This is a genomic window from Oceanobacter kriegii DSM 6294 (assembly GCF_000422845.1).
Classification (GTDB): Bacteria; Pseudomonadota; Gammaproteobacteria; order Pseudomonadales; family Oceanobacteraceae; genus Oceanobacter; species Oceanobacter kriegii.
Genome location: NZ_AUGV01000003.1, coordinates 338,707 through 359,707, shown reverse-complemented (window position 1 = coordinate 359,707; position 21,001 = coordinate 338,707). Strand labels below are relative to the sequence as shown.

At 57.4% G+C, this 21,001-nt stretch carries 19 protein-coding genes; 8 read left to right on the top strand and 11 right to left on the bottom strand.

The window, feature by feature from the left end:
* Nucleotides 1-220: 220 nt before the first annotated feature.
* Entirely contained in the window at nt 221-1,351 is a 1,131-nt protein-coding gene (locus G516_RS0101595; RefSeq protein ID WP_028292167.1) for a metal ABC transporter solute-binding protein, Zn/Mn family, read from the bottom strand.
* 58 nt (nt 1,352-1,409) lie between these two features.
* Between G516_RS0101595 and G516_RS0101590 the strand changes: the two genes are divergently transcribed.
* The 3 genes from G516_RS0101590 to znuB are packed head-to-tail and all read left to right on the top strand — an operon-like array spanning nt 1,410 to nt 3,504.
* A complete protein-coding gene (locus tag G516_RS0101590) occupies nt 1,410-1,892 on the top strand; it encodes a Fur family transcriptional regulator (RefSeq protein ID WP_028292166.1) in 483 nt (160 codons plus the stop codon).
* Between the two features lie 2 nt (nt 1,893-1,894).
* Nucleotides 1,895-2,710, top strand: a complete 816-nt coding sequence (gene znuC / locus G516_RS0101585) for a zinc ABC transporter ATP-binding protein ZnuC (protein WP_051218826.1) — start codon at nt 1,895-1,897, stop codon at nt 2,708-2,710.
* Entirely contained in the window at nt 2,707-3,504 is a 798-nt protein-coding gene (znuB, locus tag G516_RS0101580) for a zinc ABC transporter permease subunit ZnuB (protein WP_028292164.1), read from the top strand. Before znuC ends, znuB begins: the two co-directional genes overlap by 4 nt.
* 37 nt (nt 3,505-3,541) lie before the next feature.
* On the opposite strand, the gene G516_RS0101575 is transcribed toward znuB, so the two are convergent.
* From G516_RS0101575 to G516_RS20615, 3 genes are all read right to left on the bottom strand, one after another.
* Nucleotides 3,542-4,348, bottom strand: a complete 807-nt coding sequence (locus G516_RS0101575; RefSeq protein WP_028292163.1) for an LVIVD repeat-containing protein — start codon at nt 4,346-4,348, stop codon at nt 3,542-3,544.
* The gene (locus G516_RS23625) at nt 4,348-5,271 is read right to left on the bottom strand and encodes an LVIVD repeat-containing protein (RefSeq protein WP_051218825.1); all 924 of its coding nucleotides are present in this window, start codon (nt 5,269-5,271) and stop codon (nt 4,348-4,350) included. Before G516_RS23625 ends, G516_RS0101575 begins: the two co-directional genes overlap by 1 nt.
* A 177-nt stretch (nt 5,272-5,448) precedes the next feature.
* Nucleotides 5,449-6,072, bottom strand: a complete 624-nt coding sequence (locus G516_RS20615; RefSeq protein ID WP_051218824.1) for an SCO family protein — start codon at nt 6,070-6,072, stop codon at nt 5,449-5,451.
* 38 nt (nt 6,073-6,110) lie between these two features.
* On the opposite strand from G516_RS20615, the gene G516_RS0101560 reads away from it, so the two are divergent.
* Nucleotides 6,111-7,544: an MATE family efflux transporter gene (locus tag G516_RS0101560; RefSeq protein WP_051218823.1), complete on the top strand. Its 1,434-nt coding sequence runs from the start codon at nt 6,111-6,113 to the stop codon at nt 7,542-7,544.
* Nucleotides 7,545-7,647: 103 nt separating this feature from the next.
* The gene (locus tag G516_RS0101555) at nt 7,648-8,241 is read left to right on the top strand and encodes a hypothetical protein (RefSeq protein ID WP_028292161.1); all 594 of its coding nucleotides are present in this window, start codon (nt 7,648-7,650) and stop codon (nt 8,239-8,241) included.
* Between the two features lie 68 nt (nt 8,242-8,309).
* On the opposite strand, the gene G516_RS0101550 is transcribed toward G516_RS0101555, so the two are convergent.
* Nucleotides 8,310-9,236, bottom strand: coding sequence for a LysR family transcriptional regulator (locus G516_RS0101550; protein WP_036533784.1), 927 nt, complete (start codon nt 9,234-9,236; stop codon nt 8,310-8,312).
* A gap of 124 nt (nt 9,237-9,360) precedes the next feature.
* Between G516_RS0101550 and G516_RS0101545 the strand changes: the two genes are divergently transcribed.
* Together G516_RS0101545 and G516_RS0101540 are read left to right on the top strand one after the other, a co-directional pair.
* Nucleotides 9,361-9,906: a cytochrome b gene (locus G516_RS0101545; protein WP_028292159.1), complete on the top strand. Its 546-nt coding sequence runs from the start codon at nt 9,361-9,363 to the stop codon at nt 9,904-9,906.
* An 84-nt stretch (nt 9,907-9,990) separates the two neighbouring features.
* A complete protein-coding gene (locus tag G516_RS0101540; protein WP_028292158.1) occupies nt 9,991-10,560 on the top strand; it encodes a YceI family protein in 570 nt (189 codons plus the stop codon).
* 107 nt (nt 10,561-10,667) lie between these two features.
* Here G516_RS0101540 and G516_RS0101535 read toward each other — a convergent pair whose 3' ends face one another.
* From G516_RS0101535 to G516_RS0101510, 6 genes are all read right to left on the bottom strand, one after another.
* Nucleotides 10,668-11,726: an LPP20 family lipoprotein gene (locus G516_RS0101535; RefSeq protein WP_028292157.1), complete on the bottom strand. Its 1,059-nt coding sequence runs from the start codon at nt 11,724-11,726 to the stop codon at nt 10,668-10,670.
* A gap of 28 nt (nt 11,727-11,754) precedes the next feature.
* On the bottom strand, nt 11,755-12,372 hold the full coding sequence (locus G516_RS0101530; RefSeq protein ID WP_084644795.1) for a penicillin-binding protein activator LpoB: 618 nt from the start codon (nt 12,370-12,372) through the stop codon (nt 11,755-11,757).
* Between the two features lie 64 nt (nt 12,373-12,436).
* The gene (locus G516_RS0101525; protein ID WP_028292155.1) at nt 12,437-14,182 is read right to left on the bottom strand and encodes a hypothetical protein; all 1,746 of its coding nucleotides are present in this window, start codon (nt 14,180-14,182) and stop codon (nt 12,437-12,439) included.
* A 348-nt stretch (nt 14,183-14,530) separates the two neighbouring features.
* Entirely contained in the window at nt 14,531-14,806 is a 276-nt protein-coding gene (locus G516_RS0101520) for a YheV family putative zinc ribbon protein (protein WP_028292154.1), read from the bottom strand.
* Nucleotides 14,806-16,869: an oligopeptidase A gene (prlC, locus tag G516_RS0101515; RefSeq protein ID WP_028292153.1), complete on the bottom strand. Its 2,064-nt coding sequence runs from the start codon at nt 16,867-16,869 to the stop codon at nt 14,806-14,808. The genes G516_RS0101520 and prlC overlap by 1 nt, the downstream gene beginning before the upstream one ends.
* Nucleotides 16,870-17,031: 162 nt before the next feature.
* A complete protein-coding gene (locus G516_RS0101510; RefSeq protein ID WP_028292152.1) occupies nt 17,032-18,582 on the bottom strand; it encodes a hypothetical protein in 1,551 nt (516 codons plus the stop codon).
* A gap of 310 nt (nt 18,583-18,892) precedes the next feature.
* Between G516_RS0101510 and G516_RS20610 the strand changes: the two genes are divergently transcribed.
* Entirely contained in the window at nt 18,893-20,878 is a 1,986-nt protein-coding gene (locus G516_RS20610; RefSeq protein ID WP_084644794.1) for a monovalent cation:proton antiporter-2 (CPA2) family protein, read from the top strand.
* Nucleotides 20,879-21,001 lie beyond the last annotated feature (123 nt).

Below are 21,001 nucleotides of genomic sequence, written 5' to 3'. Positions count from 1 at the left end.
CGAGCCCTTGCCTGCAGCCAGCGTTACCACCGCCAGCTTCTCTGGCAGTACGGCACGTTCAAGGCTGGCGTGAATCGTCGGCGATGGCACTCGGTTGGCAGAGGAGCTGTTGGACATATTGAAACTCGCGGTGGCAAATGAAATGAAAAGTCACGACTACAGATAGCAAACAGGCCGCATTTTAGCGGCCTGTGCAGGAAGATCCAAAGTGCTGGGTCAGTTATTTCAGCAGACGGGAGAAGAAACCGCCTTCGTCATGCTCGTCAGCGTGTTCGTCGGCATGATCGTCATGGTCGCTGTGATCGTCGTCACTGTGTCCTTCATGAGCATGTTCTTCATGAGCATCTCCTTCGTGCTCATGTTCATCATGGGCGTGTTCATCATCAGCATGTTCTTCTACAGCGTGGCCATGATGATGGTGGTGGCCGTCGTCGCCGCCCTCGTACACGGTGTTGTCCAACGCCGTTGCGGCCTTGTCATCCACCGCCGACAAGCAGCGGTAAGCGCGCTCGGCCATGTCTTTCAGCAAGTTGGGATAACCATCCGCCGACAATGGAATCTGCATCGCCATCGGGTCCAGCTCTTCGCGGCCAACCTGCACACCGTCAACCAGACGATCGACCATGGCCGGTGAGAACTCCGGCTCCGAGAATACACATACCACGTCGCCGCGCTGCAATTGCTGACGCATTTCCTGCAAGGTACGCAGGCCCGGCTTCTGTTCCGGGCTGAGGGTAAAGGCACCTTTCATGTTCAGGCCCATGCTGTAAACCCAGTGGTCGTAGGCACGGTGGAACACAAAGAAACCGCGGTCGCGCACCGGTGCCAGTGTCTCATGGGCATCCTGTACAGCCTGATCGAGGCTTTGGTCAAACGCGGCCGGGTCAACCTCCAGCTGCTCGGCAAGACGGTGTTGCAGCTGGCGAGCAACGGCAACCGAAAACCACCAGTGGGGGTCATTGCGGGCCTCATCACCAATTAACGCCGGATCTTGCTGGTACAATCGCTTGCCTTCTTTGGCGGCGTTGATCCACACCTTGTCGGGCCAGCGTTTGGCAAAACCGGCCAGGTACGGCTCGCTCTCGGGACCTGCCCAGACAATGATGTCGGCATTCTGGATCACATCGATATCCGATGGACGCAAGGAAAAGTCGTGCGGGGTCATGCCCGCAGGCACCAGCACCTCAATATTTTCGGGTGCGACAACCGACGCCGCAATCAGCGCCAACGGATGCACACTGGCCAGCACACGCGGGCTGTGATCGCCGTTTTCAGCAGCTTGAGCTGCAAATGAGCAGCTGGCGGACAGTGCGACCAGGAAAGAAAGTGTAAAAGAAATCAGAATGTTCATTGTGTCTCGCGTCGACTGTCGTAAAATTGCAATGTTATAACTCAAGGTTGGTAAAGTCATGAGCGCAAACGTTTATTTACCCCACAATCATTCTCATTGTGTCGAAAATGCCATCGACCGCGCTCGCGCGATCTGTGAAGAACGCGGTGCTCGCCTCACCAAGGTACGGCTGCGCGTGCTGGAGCTGATCTGGCAAAGCCACAAGCCGATGGGGGCTTACGACCTACTGGGCATTCTCGCCAGCGAGGGCTTCAATCCGGCGCCGCCAACCGTGTACCGGGCACTCGACTTCCTGCTTGATCTGGGACTGATCCACCGTCTGCACTCGCTCAATGCGTTCACCGGCTGTGATCATCCGACCACAGAACACCCATCCTGTTTCTTTGTTTGCGAACAATGTGGTCAGGCTCAGGAACTGGCCGACGAAAAACTGCAAGCGCTGACCGCCCAGGTTGAAACTCTGCTGGGCGTCAAGGTTAACCACCAGCTCACCGAACTGTCCGGCCTGTGCCCGGCCTGCAAGCCGGAGGCAGCTGCCTGAGCATGGCCGACAACCTTCTGATCCGTGCCGACCAGCTCAACCTCGCCCGTCGCCACAAACAGGTGCTGCAAGACATCTCGCTGCAAATCAACGCTGGCCAAATCGTTACCCTGATTGGCCCCAACGGCTGTGGTAAATCAACGCTGGTACGGGTGCTGCTGGGTCTGGAAGGGGTCGATTCCGGCACCATTCAGCGCCGCAAAAACCTCAAGGTGGGCTACATGCCCCAGCAACTGCGACTGGAGCCACGGCTACCCATCACGGTAGACGGTTTTCTGAAATTGTCCCGTGGTGCCACCCGCAAAAGCATTGATGGCTGGCTGCAGCGGCTGGGCATCACCGGCTTGCAGAATCAGGATATTCAGGATCTGTCTGGTGGTGAATGGCAGCGGGTGCTGCTGGCCCGGGCCCTGCTGCTGAAGCCTCAGCTGCTGGTGCTGGACGAGCCGGTACAGGGAGTTGATGTACAAGGCCAACACGAACTTTACCGGCTGATTCCGCAACTGCGCGATGAACTCGGCTGCGGGGTGTTGATGGTGTCTCACGACCTCCATCTGGTGATGGCCGCCACCGACGAAGTGATTTGCATGAACGGCCATATCTGCTGTTCAGGCCACCCGGAACACGTGTCCAATTCGCAGGAATACATCGAATTGTTTGGCCAGCATTCCGCACCAGTGGCTGCCTACACCCACCACCACGACCACCATCACTGCCTCGATGGCCACGTCGAGGACGAACCGGTGTGCCACGACCCGGCACACCTGCACGACCACAGCCACACCTCTGCCAAGGCCCCTTCAAGCGAGCAACCATGAACGACTGGATGATGAATTACTGGTGGCTGATGCCGCTGCTCAGTGGTGTATTGCTGGCCTGCGTGACCGGCCCGCTGGGCAGTTTTGTGGTGTGGCGACGGATGGCATTTTTTGGCGACACCCTGGCCCACGGCGCCTTGCTGGGCATTACCCTTGGGGTGCTGTCGGACCTTAATCCGACGCTGGCACTGGTACTCAGCTCCGCCGTACTGGCACTGGTGCTGTATCCGATGCAGCGCATCGAAACCCTCAGTTCCGACACCTTGTTGGCGATCATCTCCCACAGCATGCTGGCGGTGGGTCTGGTGGTGCTGAGTCTGGCTCAAGGCGTACGGGTCGACCTGATGGGCTATCTGTTTGGCGACCTGCTGGCCGTGACCGGCGACGATGCCTTGATGGTGGCTGCCGCGGCAATGGTTTGTCTGGGGCTGATTGCCTGGCAATGGCGTGGCTTGCTGGCCACCACCATCAGCCAGGAGCTGGCCAGTATTGATGGCTACCCGGTGTCCCGTCTTAACCTGATGCTGGTATTGATACTGGCGCTGGTGATTGCACTGGCGATGAAAATCGTCGGCATTCTGTTGGTCAGCGCCATGCTGATTATCCCACCGGCTGCTGCTCGCAGCCTGTCCCGCACGCCGGAACAAATGGTGGTGATCGCCGCGCTGGTCGGGGTATTGGCCGTGATTGCCGGTATGTCGGCATCGTTCTACTGGGACACTCCGGCGGGCCCCAGCATTGTGGTTGCTGCCACCTTGATGTTTGTTGCCAGTCTGGCGGTCAAACGACGCTGATTATTCCTGATCAACGAGGGAACAAGGGTAAGGAGCCCTAGTCTCCTTCGTTGATCAGCGCCAATTCCAGCGGATACTCGCCCGAAATATCGATCAGGGTGACCCCACTGCCCCATGTCAGATAGGCCAGCTGCTGGTCAATAATCAGATCATCACAGGGCAGCCAGCCGTAGTTATTGCGCTCTTCCACTGCGCCGCTTTCCAGCACATCAAAACGCCACAAGCCGGATTCGGTACATACCCACAGCTGCTCATCGGCCAGCGCCAGCCCTTGTGGCTGATTGAGCTGGACCTCATCGATCAGCAGCGGATTGGTAATGTCTGAAATATCGTAAGCCAGCAAATGGTTGTTATATATGCTGCCGCTACAGAAGCCACTGGCATCATTCGACAAGGTAACGTACATGCGGTTACCACTGGCAATCACCGGGTCGCAACTGCGGGCGTGCTCAACCGCCGTTTCCAGCGCTAACTGTCCCTCATCATCGACCGTAGCGATCAAAGTGCCCGTGGTGGTGCCAAACATGACGCGTTCATCACCATAGGCGAAGGCCGTTTCCAGCGTTCGATTTACATACACGCTGTGCACGAGTTGCAGTACCCCGGCAGGACTGGTGTCGGTCTGTGGATCGTGAATGGCATAGCTGTTGATCTTGCTCTGATCAGTGACCACCAGATGGCCATTTTGTATGGTGAAGCGCGACGTCGAGCCGGACTGGCCACTTTGCTGGCCAGAGGAAGAACCACTGTCACCACCCACCTGGCAGCCGCTGAGTCCGATTGCTGTAACGAATACCGTAGCTAATGCCGCAAGCTGTGCTGTAGCGCGTTTGATCGGTTTCATCACGGTTGCTCCTGCCATTGGCCATAGAGGCGAAGGCGCCCCTTGTCGGTTTGGTAACCAATCACAACGCCTTCGTCCGGCAGCGTCGATACACCCCAGACGTATTCCCCGATATCCAGATCAGCGTCATCGGTGAATTCGTCCGGCGCAACATAGGTGAATACGTTGAAGTAGCGGGTCTCGCTGCCCGGCTCATAAAGGCCTTGTTGCAGGCTGGCCAGATCAATGGCAACCAGATCGGTGAAGGCATTCACGTACATCACATCATCCTTGATGCTGATGTCAGTGACGCCCGGCACCGGCAAATACACCTGCCGGGTCGGGTTCTGCGGGTCGCTGACATCAAAAATATGAATACCGCGCCAGCGGTCAACCACCGCCAGCCAGCCATCCAGCACATACAATTTTCCGGTCAGTTGCAGCGTGGCGGTGTTGCCGTATTCCGGGCTTATGTCCGCACGGATCTCACTGCTGCTGAGATAAACCAGCGTGTCGCAGTCACCTTCATCGCCACAATAGCAATCGACGCACTGTGTACAGGCCAGCTGCAACGCAAACAGGGGAAAAAGAGATAACCGGGCAACCGGTGTATGAAAGTGCGCTTTGGGCAGCGCATTGAAAGCGTGAGCCAGCAACAACAGTGGCATTGCAGCCAGCAGCGCCAGCACATCAAAAACATCGAACGTGGCCGCCGAAGATAGCGATTCTGACAGCCATTCCAGCACCACGCTGACCGCCAGCAGGGCAAACCACAGCCGTGGCCGATAACGCTCGGGAACCCAGATGGCAGCCAGCGTACCGGCGGCCAGCATCCACACAAACGAGGGCAGGGAGCCGGTAACGACGGTGCTGGTGCCAAGCCAGCCATCGTGGCGACCCCATTCAACAACCGCTGCTGCCAGCAGAACCCATGCTGTCCACAACCATGCCCTCCACAACCATGCCGTAGAAAACCACGGCAGCCGCAACGAGCACCTGACCGAATTAATTGCTGAAGTGACCACCGACTTGATCATCCATTTCATCCCTGAAACCTGACGTTGAACCAAGCCTACCATGCAGGCCTTGACGTGAGAATGACACTTCCTTGCAATTGGATCTTACTGCACCAGCTCAGTCAGCAAGGTCGTCATTTTGCCGGGCCAGAACGGCGGCTCAATGTAGCCACGGTAGTGCCAGTCCGGGCTGACCACCGCGAGGTTGGCCGAATGATCCATCAGATAAGCCATGCCGTCGCCCCGCTCCACCCGGGCATAAAAGCCATTCAGCTCGCCCGCCACCGAGCGCAGGGAATCCGGGTTGCCCGTCAGCGCCACAAACTCCGGATTGAAGTAGGTCATGTACGGCTCCAGTGCAGCGGGGGTATCACGGGCCGGATCGATCGAAACAAACACCACCTGCCACTGCGCTCTTACCCCTTCCGGCAGCTGCTTCCAGACCCGGTTCAGCTCCGCCAATGTAGTCGGGCAAATATCCGGGCAGAAGGTGTAGCCAAAGAACACCAGCTTCCAGCGCTTTTCAAAGCTGGCCTGATTGCGAGGCACGGCGTACTGGTCAACAAACTCAAAGTCCGACACCTGCCGGCTACTGCCAAACAACACCGCACCGTCCTGCTGCCAGGCCGGATAGCGTTCCGGTTGATGGCTCGAACAGGCAATCCCGAATGCCAAAGCCGCCAACAGGGCTGCAAACAGGGCCGAGGCCAGTACAATCGCACCTTTCATTGTTTCTCTCCTGACTATCTGACCTGAGTATATCAGCCATGACCCGCACGGATTCTGCTTCACCTGACACCGCCCTTGCGACACAAGGTCGCATCTGGGCAATCGCCTGGCCGGTAATGCTCAGCAACATCACCGTGCCCTTGCTGGGCCTGGTCGACAGCGCAATTCTGGGACACTTGCCCAACGCCGCCTACCTGGGCGCGGTGGCCATCGGTGCCCAGCTGTTTACCATGCTGTGCTGGAGCTTCGGCTTTCTGCGCATGGGCACCACGGCACTGTCTGCCCGCAGCCATCAGGCCGATGCCCAGCATCAGGTGCTGATCAACGCCATCTGGCTGGCGCTGCCGCTGAGTCTGACCGTGTGGCTGCTGGGCACCTTGCTGTATCCCCTGGTGCTGCCCTTGATGGACGCATCAAACGAAGTCGAAGCCGGCGCGGCTACTTATCTGGCTATCCGGCTGTTCTCCGTGCCCGCGGTGCTGTTGCAATACTGCTTGCTGGGTTGGTTTATTGGCCGTGGCCAAACCCGTGTGCCACTGGTGATTATGACCGTCACCAACCTGATCAACGGCGGGCTCGATGCGCTGTTTGTGTACGGTTTGGGTATGACCACCGACGGCGTCGCCCTTGGCAGTGTGATCGCCGATTGGAGCGGACTGGCAGTTGGCCTCTACTACGCCCACCGCAGCGGTGCCTTTCAGCCGCTGCTAAGCCAGCTGGACAAGGGACTGGCTGGACTGTGGCACAGCCGCCCCGACTGGCCAACGCTCAAACCTGTGGTACAGGTGAACCACCAGCTGTTTGTACGCACCCTCACCCTGTTGCTGGTGTTTGCCTTTTTTAATGCCCAGGGCGCCCAGCAAGGGGAGCTGGTGCTGGCCACCAACAGCCTGATCATTACCCTGCTGCTGCTGATTTCCAACGCTCTGGATGGCATTGCCCACGCGGCTGAGAGCCTCACCGGACAGGCGCTGGCGCGGTTTGCCGGCAATCGCTCGCAAACCACCAAGCAGGGCGCTGTGGATTCTGAAGACAGTGTGGCGCACACCACCCGACAGGTACGAATCACCTTCCTGCTTACCGGTGTCAATTCTCTGGCACTGGGAATATTGATGACGCTGCTGTTTGCGTTTGGCTCTCACTGGATCTGGCCAATGTTAACCAACAACCAGGACTTGCTGGCGGTTTTGGACCAATATCAACACTGGTTGATCTGGCTGCCAATGGTGGGTTGGTGGAGCTACTGGCTCGACGGTTTATGCATTGGCGCAGGAGCAACGGCGACCATGCGAAACGCCATGCTGGCGGCGGCACTGCTGGTGTTTGTGCCGTTGTGGTGGCTACTTGATGGTCAGGGCAACAGCGGCCTGTGGATCAGCTTTTATGCCTTTTTACTGGCACGGGCGCTATTTGTGATCCAGTTCTCAGTCTCCTTGTACAGACAACCTGTCAATTATGCACCGCGTTCCTGACGTCACTGGCGAGGGCGTCAAGTTTTACTATACTTTTACTACAAGGAACGAAAAGCAAACCTAACCAATTGATTTTATTGGTATTTTTAAAAACGAGGCCACAATGTCAGATTCGGCAGTTTCCATCCTCAGTGTGCAACCCTCGCTGGCTGGCCAAAAAGCCGGGCTGGAAAAACGCATCACCGCGCGGCTGAACCAGCTCAGCCGGGTTGTGCAAACCGCAGAGTCGAAGGCTGTCGCCCAGCTGAGCCAGTTTGTGATGGACTACTGCATGTACTTTCTGGAGTTGGAAAACACCCTCGCCGATAACGCGCCCAAATTGCTGCAACGCATTCATTCGGCCATGCCGCTGTTGGAAATGTGCGCGCCAGTGAACAGCTGTGGCAGCGTGATGCTGATGCGCCGCGCCTGGTTTGCCTTGCGGGTTGCAGAAGAGATGAATGACCTGTGGCTCAGCCGCACCGGCGAAACCCTCACCAACCACGACCTGGCCACCGCCAACATCGTGGTGCAGGCACTGCTGGACGAAGACGACGCCGACATGATCGACAGCCTGGTCAACAACAGCTGTCGCCATCCGGAACGGCTGTTTTACAACACCCACGCAGTGGACCAGCAGCCGGGCAAGGTCTCCCGCATTTGCCAGCACTGGCCTTGTCTGGCCGATGCCTTCGGCCTGCCAAGCGCTATCGTCTGACGGAGCCCTTAGTTACTCGCTTAACTACGCCCTTAGCTACGTTCTTAACTACGCCCTTAACTACATCCTTAACTATGCCCTGCCGGTGCGCCATCCAGTGCCGGTAGCATGTCTGGCACCCGTTCAACCATAAAATCCAGCAACGCCCGTACCCGGGCGCTGCTGCGCATGTCCTTGTGGTACACAAACCACATGAACGACGGATCTTCCTTAACGCCAAAATTCACCGGCACCAGCTCGTGGTGGATATTACTGGCACGCTGTAGAAACCCAACCGGGCCGATGCCCATGCCTTCCGACACCGCCGAGAAAATATCGGTAAAGCTGTTGCTCTCGAAGACAATCTGGTCGGGATTGATATTGGCCATCAACTCGCGAATGCCCGACATCTGACGCTTGCGCCCGGATGGCAGCACCCACTGGTGGTGTTTGACCTCGGCCAGATTGGTCGGCACGCCATAACGGCGAATGTAAGACGGCGACGCGTAGTATTGCATCGACGCCGGAATCAGCTTGCGGGCAATCAAATCCGGCTCGGTTGGCTGAGCGCCCATCCGAATCGCCACATGCACATCGCCGCTCACCAGCGACGCCCGCTCGTCGGTGGCCATCACCTGCACCCGAATTTGCGGATATTGCTCACGGAAGGCATGCAGCATGGGGGCAAAAAACAGCGAGAAGTCCGACACCGTGGAAATACGCAGCGTTCCGGATGGCGAACTTTCCTGAGTCGCCAGGCCACTATACAAACGCAGCATGTCGTCAGCGATAGGACGCATCCGCGCCAACATGAATTGCCCGGCATCCGTAAGCTGGTAACCGCGCTGGTGACGAATGAACAAACGCACGCCTAACTGCTGCTCAAGCCGCGTGATACGGCGCAATACGGTGGAATGGTTCAGCCCCAACCGCTCGGCAGCACGGCTCAGGGTGCCCAGTTCAGCCACCCGGTAGGCGACGTGCAAATCGTCCCAGTTGAAGTCTTCAGCTTGCATGTTTGCAATCTCACCGAAAAGTTTTGTGCATTTTTGCACAATTATTGTCGATCTTTCGCTATTTTTCTCAGAACCGGATTTGCGTACTGTGAGTCATTATCAAATACCGGAACCGCAACCAACCATGATGAAAAATACCCAAACCGGCTACGGCCTGGTGGCCATTCTGTTGCACTGGATCATGGTGCTGGCCATTTTTGGCATGTTCGGCCTTGGCTTGTACATGGTTGAACTGACTTACTACGACAGCTGGTATCACGGCTCGCTGGAAACCCACAAAGCCATTGGTGTGCTGGTTGCACTGGTGTTTGTGGTGCGCTTTGGCTGGCGTCAGCTGAATCCGTCACCGGCCGGTCTGTCGACCAAGAAGCTGGAAAACACCGCCGCCCATTTCGCTCATCTGGGTTTATACCTGGTGATTGCCGTGCTGCTGGTCAGCGGCTACCTGATTTCTACCGCCGACGGCCGGGCCGTCGACGTGTTTGGCCTGTTTTCCGTACCGGCGACCCTGACCGAGCGTGGCTCGCAGGAAGAAATTGCCGGTGAAGTACACGAAATTCTGGCCTGGCTGTTGATGGCCATGGTGGCTGTGCACGCGCTGGCGGCACTGAAGCACCACGTCATCAACAAGGACAACACTTTAAAACGCATGCTGAAGCCGGGCTTGTGAAGCCGGTCGCAGCGTCACCCTTAACCGTACGAAATACTGAATCTCTCCCGATCTGAATCAGGGAAGACCAAAAGGAGTCCGACCATGAAAAAACTGCTGATTGCCCTGTCCGTATCCGCGGCAGCCATGACCGCTACCGTTGCCAACGCCGCTGACTACGTGATTGACACCAAAGGTGCCCACGCGTCCATCAACTTCAAGGTGAAGCACCTGGGTTACAGCTGGCTGACCGGCCGTTTCAACAGCTTCGAAGGCGATTTCGAGTGGGACAAGGCCAAGCCTGCCGACTCCGAAATTGAAGTGACCATCGACGTGGCGTCCATCGACTCCAACCACGCCGAGCGTGACAAGCACCTGCGCAGCAAGGACTTCCTGTACGTTGACGAATACCCAACCGCTACCTTCAAGAGCACTGGCTACAAAGCCACTGGCGAAGGCAAAGGCGAACTGACTGGCGAATTCACCCTGCGTGGCGTAACCAAGACCCTGACCTTCCCGGTTTCCCAGCTGGGTGAAGGCAAAGACCCATGGGGTGGCTACCGCACCGGTTTCACCGGCACTACCCAGATCATGCTGGGCGACTTCAACATGGACGGCTACCTGGGTAACGTACCGGTAGAACTGGAACTGAACGTCGAAGGCATCCGCAAGTAAGCCTGACGCTTTTCCAGCACCTTCAAAAAAGCCCTGTCAGAGTCATCTGACAGGGCTTTTTGTTGATTGGCGGTTTGCTCTGCTTTCGAACGGCTGAACGCTGGTGCTTACATCAGCCGTTCGGCGAGGGTATTGGCCAGCTCGGTTTGCAGCTTTTCTGCCACCGCTTCAGAAGCTTTTTGCCAGGCCACCGTTTCCAGCCCGGAAATGCCGCGAGCAGTATCACTGAACGACGACAGCACCCGCTGATCGGCGTCCTGAATCTGCACTCGTGCTTTAACAAACGCGTAGTAGCGATTGTCCTGGGTGCGATTGGAGCGTTCAGCCGAGACATCAAACAGCAGGTCGTAGCTGCCAGCCTGTTGAACCTTCAGCCCCTGCGACGTCAGCGCCTGCAGCAATTCCCCCGACATGGAACGGGCGGTGGCATTGCTGAAGTTCACCTTCACCACCAGCGTATCCAGCAAGTCCAGCACCCGCTGCTGCAACTGACGATGGTTTGCCAGCAACGGCGCAGCCTTGTTGTCCATAGCCACCAGCGCCAGCTTGTCGGCATAGGCCTGACGTTCTGCCAGCAGGTTGAGCACTGGCAACATCACCCGCAGTTGTTGCAGGGTATCGCCTTCGGGCTGCACCTGAGCGTACTGGTCCAGCTGCTGTTCCACTTCGGTAATTTGCTGGCGCAAACGCGCAGCGGCAGCATTGCGATCCAGCTCGGCCAACGCATAGGCGGTGCCATTGACCACCGAGGCCTCCTTGATGATTACCTCATCGAGGGTCACTTCCGCCACCTGACTGCGAACTTTCTGCTGCACCCGACGCTGCACTGAGGTTGCTTGCCCGGAAGCGTTGGTTTCGGTGGTGATGGACGAGAAGTCCCCTGAAATCGTCACCCGTAGCTGGCTGACCAGATCAATACGAGCCAGCTCGCCGGCCCGTCGTACCGCCGAAGCGGCATCACCAATCACTTCGATGCTGCCAACGCCGTAGGCCATGCCACTGCGGTGTGGTGGGTTTACCGACCATTCCGGAGCACCGTTCAGTGCCGCCAACGAAGCGGCCTCGGCGCGCTGCGCGGCCGTCTGGCCGGTATCGGTCGATGGCATACCGGCACACGCCGCCAGCATTGCGGTAGACGCCAGCAGCGCCAATGGCTTGATCACCATACGAAAGTGCTCCTTGTATCAGATCGGCTTACAAGCTGTAGGACGACTTGTTCTGGTACTTCTGGATTTTCTTCTGGCCGTTCCACACTTCGATGTTGCTTTCCATGTCGATCAGCTTCAGATCCACCTGATAGAAGGTCACGCGCTCATCGTCGACCTGATCAACAATTGAATTGATGGTGCCAGACAAGGCGAAATCAGCCGCTTGCTCCTGACCCTGCTGCTTGGCTTGGGCCGCATTCAATTCCTGGTCTGCACGTTCTTCACGAATCGCCGCACGCTCGTCGCCGCCAGCAACAAAGTTGGCCTTGCCGGAGCGGATGATGCTGCGCTTGATGTCGTTGATGAAAGTGTCCACAGCGATGTGTTCGTGGGACTTGTTGCTGATGCGCTGAATGATCACCGTTGGCTTGCGGTTGTTGTTCATTTCAAACTCGGTGGCCCACGGGAACGACACCATGTCGGCAATCATTTCCTCAGCGACCAAACGCGAGTCGGTGGCATTCCAGCGGTCTGACAGGGCAATCTCTTCCTTGGCATCCACCCGCTTCACCTCGGTTGAGGTGCAACCGGACAGGGCGGCCAAAGCCACGCCGCCAACCAGAGCGGTTTTCATGATGCTGTTCAGGGTGCGTGAAAGTGTCATTCTTTGCGTCCTCTGCCTGTGTGGACTGGCCGTCAGACCAGCAATATCAGTAATCGGTTATTAATCAGTAATCGGTTGTTGGCGTGTTGCCCATCGAGCGCACTTGCCATAGACCAATCTGACCCGGTTTGAGTGTCATTCGGGTATTGTGGTTCTCACGGATACCGGTTTCCAGCTCGGATGTCAGTGTCAGGTCGTATTCCCCTGCCGCCAGAGTCATGCGCCGGATACGAATGTCCTGCGGCAACAGCTGCCAGCTGCGGGTTTCCGACGCCTCGGTCAGCTGGGTCAGCAAGCCACCGGCAAAGGCCAATAGCCCGGAAGAATCCACCGAGCTGCCAATGCTCTTCACCGACAGCGCCTTGATGGCCGAGCGCGCCAGCGCCTGCTGAATTTCCGAAGACGACGTCAGCAACTTTTGCTGCAAGCCCATTTGCGCCGGGCTGGCGGCTTTTTCCAACGTCAATCGCTGTATCTGCTGTAAGGTGCGGGCATTGGTTTGGCTGCTGGTTTGGTTACTGGCTTCGCTATTGTTTGCGATAGTAACCGGAGCAATCTGCAAATTACTGCTGCCCAGTACCGGCAAAGGCTTGTAGTACGGCACGGTGACGCGCAAAAAGCCACTGATCGCCGTGTCCAGATTCAGGTCTTCCACCGTGCTCCACAGCGGCCCCAGATAAATGGTTTTCACAAATGGGGTGATGGGGAAATTACCGGCCTTGGCATCCAGATACGCTGTAATGATGTTGTAGACGCCCTTGTCGGCGTAGAGCATGTAGAACCAGGTCCAGGCGTCACGGCCACCCGAGATCGGCCGGATTTTCAGCGAACGGGTGTTGGGGTCGGCCCACATTTGCAGGTTCATTTCTTCCAGCGGCGGCGCAAAACCCTTGTGCTCAACCACCATCAGCTGGGCATCGTCAGGGCTGGCCTGTTGCAGCTCGTTGCGTTGTTCGGCAGTCAGTTTGTGTTCGGCAATGTCCTTGATCTCATCGTCAAAGCCACCGCTGAAACGCATCATCCGAGCGGTATCCAGCCACGCCTGACGGGTCATGTCGGTGCCCAAACGAAACTGCTCGGCATAGCCCTGCTCGTAGCTTTCCGCTGCCTTGCGGTAGCTGATGCGGGCATCGTCGTACTCGCCGTTCATTTCAAAGCTGAGGCCGGTGAGGTAATGAGCCAGAGCATCGTCGCGGTAAATCAGGGTGTTCTTGTCAAACTGATCGCCGTTAAGCGCACTGAGCAGCTTCATGATTTTGTTGAACGAGCTGTCGGAGTCGGCCTTGGCTTCCTCGTAATCCCCCAACTGATCGTTGAGGTCATTGAGCTTGATGATCATGCGGCGGGCTTCTACCCGCGCGCCGTCCAGTGCATCCAGCTTCTGGTTACGGCTGCTGGCCTGACTGGCCAAGCCCAGGTAATTGAGTGCCTTGTAGTAATTGATCAGCAGTTTTTCATGCATCTGACCGGCGTAATCCGCCTGACGGGCGTTGGAAAACATCGCCAGGGTCTGATTCATGATGCTGGTGGTTTCCAGCTGTTCGGAAACCCGTTCTGCTTGTTCGAAAGATTGGTTACTGGCGGCGTAGTCGCCATCCAGATGCTGGATAACGCCCAGCTCCAGAAAGTACAACAAGCGGTCGGCGCCATTGGGCGACAGGGCTTGTTTGAGCTTGTCCTCCGACGCCTGAAAGTTACCTTGCTTGAGGTCGTTGTACATGGGCTGTAAGCCCGCGCTGTAGGTCGCACAGCCGTTCAGCCACAGCAGTAAGCAGGTAATGGTCAGGAATCTTGTGCAGTGTGACAGCACGCGATTTCTCTCCTTGAAAGCGGTGCAATCAGTCTAGCCGAGTGTGCCCAAGTGACCAATGGGTTTGTGGAAATCGCGGGTCTGGGGTCTGGGGTATGGGGTCTGGGGTCTGGGGTCTGGGGTCTGGGGTATGGGGTCGGGCGGGCGTGCAGCCTCTGGGGGCTGGCCAATAGTGTGGGAGGGAGCTTGCTCTCGATAAGCCATCGGCAGCAAGCTGCCTCCTACAAAACAGCAGCTCGTAGGCTGGGCCATGCCCGGCAATTGTTGGGCGGGGCCCAACCCACAAAAAGCAGATCGTAGGGTGTATTGGCCGAAGGCGTAATACACCACAACTGCCCGGCCTAAGAATTACTCCTTCGGCTCCAACCCCATGATTTTCAAAGGCTTTTCTTCGTCATCATAAAGCGCCTTGCCGTCCATCGGGGTAACCCGAGTGGTCAGCTCGGTGGCCAGCGCGTCTTCCTGCGCTTGCTCGGTCGAGGTTTGTACAAAGCCGCAGGCAATGCATTCGCGCACTTCCTCACCGGCGTCGTTTGAGAACATCACCGTCTTGTCCATTTCGGCGCACCGTGGGCACACCACGCCAGCAATAAAGCGGCGTGGGCGTTGAATGGCTTCGGACATCAGGCAGTTTCTCCTTCAGCAACGTCAATGCCGCAGTGGCGCAGCAGCGGTTCCACCGATGGCGCACGGCCACGGAAGTTTTCAAACAGCACTCCGGCTTCGCGGGAGCCGCCCTGGCTGAGGATCTCATCCAGGAAGCTCTGGCCGGTGGCCTTGTTGAAAATGCCTTCTTCTTCAAAGCGGGAGAAGGCATCGGCACTCAGTACTTCAGCCCACTTGTAGCTGTAGTAACCGGCGGCGTAACCACCTGCAAAGATGTGGGTAAAGCTGTGCTGGAAGCGGCTGAAATCAACGGTTGGCACCACGGTCACTTTCGAGCGCACGTCGTCCAGCAGTGCTTGTACATCGGCACCCTGATCGCGGAATTCGTGATGCAGGCGGAAATCGAACAGCGCAAATTCCAGCTGGCGCACGGTCGCCATAGCGGACTGGAAGTTCTTCGCTGCCAGCAGCTTGTCGAGCAGCTCCTGTGGCAGTGGCTCGCCGGTTTCGTAATGGCCAGAAATAAACGCCAGTGCTTCCGGCTCGTAGCACCAGTTTTCAAGGAACTGGCTTGGCAGCTCCACCGCATCCCAGGCCACGCCGGAGATACCGCTCACTGCGGCAACGTCCATACGGGTCAGCATGTGGTGCAAACCATGGCCGAACTCGTGGAACAGCGTGGTCAGCTCGTCGTGGGTCAGCAGCGCAGGCTGGTCGCCCACTGGCGGGGTGAAGTTACACACCAGATAGGCCACTGGCAGCTGCAGGCCAGATGCGGTGTTACGACGGGTACGGCACACATCCATCCAGGCACCGCCACGCTTTTTCTCGCGGGCATACAGGTCCAGATAGAACGACGCCAACTGCTGGCCGTCTTTATGAATTTCAAAGAAACGGGCGTCCGGGTGATAGGTATCGAAATCGGTCTTCTCGACGAATTCCAGATCGAACAGGTTCGATACGGTTTTGAACATGCCCTGAATCACGGTATCCACCGGCAGGTACGGACGGATGTCTTCCTGCGAAATGGCGTAACGCTGCTGACGCAGTTTTTCGGCGTAATAGCCCACGTCCCACGGTTGCAGGTCGTCGGCACCAAATTCTTCTTTGGCGAAGGCTTTGAGCTCGGCGATTTCACGCTCGGCCTGTGGCTTGGCTTTAACCGCCAGGTCATCCAGGAAACCCAGCACCTGATCGGCGGATTCGGCCATTTTGCTGGCCACCGACAATTCAGCGTAGCTGTTGTAGCCCAGCAGTTGCGCCTTTTCGTAGCGCAGCTGCAGGATTTCCTTCATCAGGTCGGTGTTATCAAATTGACCGGCGTTAGGGCCAATTTCAGAGGCCTTGGTAACGTTGGCGCGATACACCTCTTCGCGCAGCTCGCGGCTGTCGGCGTAGGTCAGAATCGGATAGAAGGACGGGAAGTCCAGCGTCACCACATAGCCGCTCAACTCTTTCTGCTGAGCCAGTTGGGCCAGTAGTTGTTTGGCGCTGTCTGGCAGACCGTCCAGCATGGATTCATCGGTAATGTGCTTGTGCCAGGCGTGGGTGGCGTCCAGTACGTTTTCGCTGAACTTGCTGGTCAGCTCGGACAAACGCTGGCTGATGTCGCCAAAGCGCTTCTTCTTGTCTTCCGGCAAATCCACACCGGCCAGATGGAAGTCACGCAGTTCGTTGTTGATGGTGGTTTGCTGCTGCACGCTCAGCTGGTCGAACTCCGGCGAGGCTTTCAGCGCTTTGTAGGCATTGCACAGCTCGGTGTTCTGGCCAATTTCAGTGCTGTACTGGCTCAGCAGCGGCAAACAGGCATTGTAGGCTTCACGCAGGGCTTCGGAGTTTTTCACGCCGTTGAGGTGGCCAACAGGCGACCATGCCTTGCTCAGTTCGTCGTCCCATTCTTCGATCGGCGCGGCGAAGTTATCCCAGCTCGGCGTCTCGCCAGAGGCTTTCAGCTCGGCCAGCAAATTGGCCAGACGCTCGCGATTGCGGTTCAGCAGGGATTCAATCGCTGGTTTGACGTGGGCAGGTTCAATCGCCGAGAAGGCTGGCAGAACCTGATTTTCGAGCAATGGATTCGACATAAGTGCGTTCCGATAATCACTGGGTCATGACGTACAGGGGACATCTGTTTAATCCGGTGCTCGCTCACAAAGAGCAGTTCAGAATTAAAAACATGTCCCCTACAGTATTTGGGCCGAATCGCGGGTTTTCAAGTAGCGCGGCGGTTTTCACCGCCGCAATGGTCAAGCCGCTGAATCAGCACGGCGACGGCGACCTCTCATCCCCAACAGTGAGATGGGCAGTAACAGCGGTAACAACAACCAGCCGCTGCCACCGGATGAACCGCCGGATTCCGAACCTGGCTCTGGCTCGGGTTCAGGCTCGGGCCAGCTGAGATCCAGCCCAGGCCACACATCCGTGATGCCGTCGCCATCGCTGTCACCCATATCGTGGCCGGCGACGGTCATCACGGGCGCTTCGCTGTCGCTGCCAAAATTCCAGTAGCCGCTGGCACCAGACGTCGCAAACCCCGTAAAGACCAGCCCGTTGCAACCATCTTGCTGGTTATCTGCGCACTGGATATCCGCCAGACTGGCAGTCGAGGCAACCTCGCGGTAACCCGCCAGTTCGTTGCCGATGGCATAGCGGTTACTGAAGTCGGAAGGCCAATAGGCTTCCGACAGATTCAAATAAATGCCCTCGCCGACCAGCGCACCAGTGAAGTTATTGCTGTGCTCGTCGTTCACGCGCACCAGGCTGATGACCCGCTCAAGCTGCGTTCCGTAGTTCAGCACCGGATCACTGTCCTGACCCAGCACTCCGCCAATGCGAGCGTAGTGATCAACCGCCGGGGCGGCCGCCACCGTTCCGGTGAGCAGCACATCACGAATACTGTCATAACTGCTGTTGCCAATCAGACCACCGAGGGTGCCGCCAATGTTGCCGTCCACCCATGCCGGCGCGGCGGTCATATCGACTTCGGCGTAGGCCCACTGCAACTGGCTGTTGTTGCTGTAGCCAACCACGCCGCCGGCCTGGGTAACATTTTGAGCTGTCGTGCGCACCGCCACCGCGGTAATGGCGCTGGCGGTTCCCATGCCACCCGCCACCGCGCCGGTGTAAGTACCATTGCGAATATCGGCATCCACTATCAGATTGCTGATGGCCGGACTGTCGTCCATAAAGCCCAACAAACCGCCCAGATATCGGCTGTCGTCGCCATCCATGGTGACTTGCGCCTGAATATTGCTCACCTGGGTACGCCAGCCATAGCCCAGCAAAGCCCCGCTGTTGTCGCCCCCTTGAATTGAAGCGTGCAGGATCAGGTCGTGAAGGTTGGCTTCTTCGGCGTAGGAAAACAGGCCAGTGAAGGATTCACCCGGGCGGTTGATGGTTAAATTCAGAATCCGGTGGCCGTTGCCGTTAAATTCAGCCGCCAGCTTCATGGCAAAGCCGTCGCCTATGGGCGCAAACCCCAAACCTTCGTTCCAGTAGGCATCGTCGGCATCAAATTCGCCGTTGAGGTTGGTGTCGAAGTTGAGATCGTTGGCCAATTCATAACCATGACAGCCCGCTTCCGGACAGCCATCGGAAACGCCGTAAAGGGTTTGGCCATATAGCATTTGCCAGCCACTGCTGTCGTCGTATTCATGGCGAATCTGATCGAGGTCGGCGAGGTCGTTAATTTCAATCAGGCCGTCATTATCAAGGTCGTAATCGTCGCGCTCTGCTGTGTTGCCAGACTGGCTGGCGGCAAGCAATAACGCACTCAACAGGATGTGATGAGGGTTCATGCGAGCTCCTTTCGCGGTGCTTCTGTGTTGTGTTTTTTATTTATCTTATTGTTAATTACAACGATATTATCACCGCTGAAAAAATCGAAAACCCATGGCGATAAAATGACCACACCGAGGCGGCAAAAATGCCAATTCGTTCTCATCCGCCAGCGGCCTTGTGACACCCTCCCGTCCTTTAACAAACTCGCGATGCATTGTTCCGCTGTTCTCCCTTTGCGGCGCACGTTTGCGGTGAAATACTGTCTCCCTAGGGCTGTTTCCTTAAGGCAGCCTCCCTGCTGTTGCTACCTGCCACTCTGGACCTTCCATGACCGAATACTTTATTCAGGCGTTTATTTATCTGGCCGCTGCCGTGGTGCTGGTGCCACTGGCCAAGCAACTTGGGCTTGGCTCGGTGCTGGGCTATCTGATTGCCGGGGTACTGATCGGCCCGGTACTGGGGCTGGTAGGCAGCGAAACCACCACCATTCAGCACTTTGCCGAGTTTGGTGTGGTGATGATGCTGTTCCTGGTGGGGCTGGAGTTACAGCCCAAAGCCTTGTGGGGCATCCGCGACCGGCTGTTCGGCCTCGGTGGTCTGCAAGTGGTGCTGACCAGCGCACTGGTTGCCGTGGCAGCCCATTGGCTGGGGCTGCAATGGCCCACCGCCGTTGCGGTGGGGATGATTTTGTCGCTGTCGTCGACCGCCATCGTGTTGCAGACCCTTAACGAGAAAAACCTCAACAAAACCGATGGCGGCACCAGCGCGTTTTCGGTGTTGTTGTTTCAGGACATCGCGGTGATCCCGATGCTGGCGCTGTTCCCATTGCTGGCGCTGCCCGAGCTGCAACAGGCAGGCTCTGCCGCCGCCAGCCACGGTGACGACCTCAGTCTGGTGGCGCATCTGCCGATGTGGGGCAAAACCCTCGCGGTACTGGCCTCGGTGGCTGCGGTGGTGCTGGGTGGCCATTTTCTAAGTCGGCCGCTGTTTCGGTACGTGGCCAAGTCCCATGCCCGCGAGATTTTTACCGCCACCGCGCTGATGTTGGTGGTTGGCATTGCAGCCCTGATGCACCTGGTAGGACTGTCACCGGCACTGGGGGCCTTTTTGGCCGGTGTGGTGCTGGCCAGCAGTGAGTTTCGCCATGAAATTGAAAGCGATATGGAGCCGTTCAAGGGGCTGCTGCTGGGGCTGTTTTTTATCACCGTCGGGGCCGGTGTCGACTTTGCCTTACTGGCCTCGCAGCTGCTGACCATTGTTGGGCTGACGCTGGCGCTGATGCTGGCCAAAGGTCTGGTGCTGGCGGCGCTGGCACGCTTGTTCAAGCTGAAAACCGGCGACCGCTGGCAGTTTGCCATGAGCCTCGCCCAGGCCGGTGAATTCGGCTTTGTACTGCTGACTTATGCCTACAGTGTGCACGTGTTGTCGGCCGAACAATCGCAGCTGCTGTCGTTGGTGGTGGCCTTGTCGATGTTCCTGACTCCGGCGCTGTTTATCCTGCTGGAGAAGGTGGTGTTTCCCAACCTGAGTCGCAGCGGCGATCAGCGCGACGCCGATGCCATTGAGCATCATGGTCCGGTGATCATTGCCGGAGTTGGCCGCTTCGGCCAGGTGGTGAATCGTCTGCTGGTGTCCAATGGCTTTGATACCGTCTTGCTGGACCACAAGATCAGTCAGATTGAGCTGATGCGCCGCATCAACGTCAAAGGCTATTACGGCGACGCCACCCGGCCCGACCTGCTGGAAACCGCCGGTATTGCCGAAGCCAGCCTGCTGGTGATTGCCATCGACGAGAAGAAGCACGTGCTCAATCTGGTGCGTTTTGTGAAGCGCCGCTACCCTCATGTCAAAATCATCGCCCGGGCGTTCGACCGGGGTCATCACTACAAACTGCAGGACGCAGGTGCCGATTTTGTGATCACCGAAACCTACTATTCGGCACTGGAAGCCGGTAGTCAGGCGCTACGAATGCTGGGTTACAGCGATATCGTCGCCGAACAACGCAAGGCGGTGTTCAACAAGACCGAAGCCCGTTTCCGCGAAAAACTGTACCTGAGCTGGCGCGATCAGGGCGGTGAAAAAGGCTTTAACGATCATTACCGGGGTCTGGTGATCAACCTGCAGGAAGCACTCTACAAGGCGATGCAAAAAGCCGATGAACTCGATACCGACGAAGCGTTTGAAGACGACACTCGCACCGTGATGCCGGTAGCCGAGTATGTATCGAGCAAGGCGGTGTCGGAGGTGGTGAAAGAGCGCAAGCGTCGGCAGCAAGAAGAACACAGCGACGAAGACGATAATTTACCGGCCTAGGGACCCGGTAGGCGATAACGCTGTAGGAGGGAATTGATTCCCGATGCTAGGGCTGTCCGTGTTTGTTCCAGGGCTTGGGGCTTGGCATGGCTACGATAGTTTCGAGAGCAAGCCCTCTCCCAC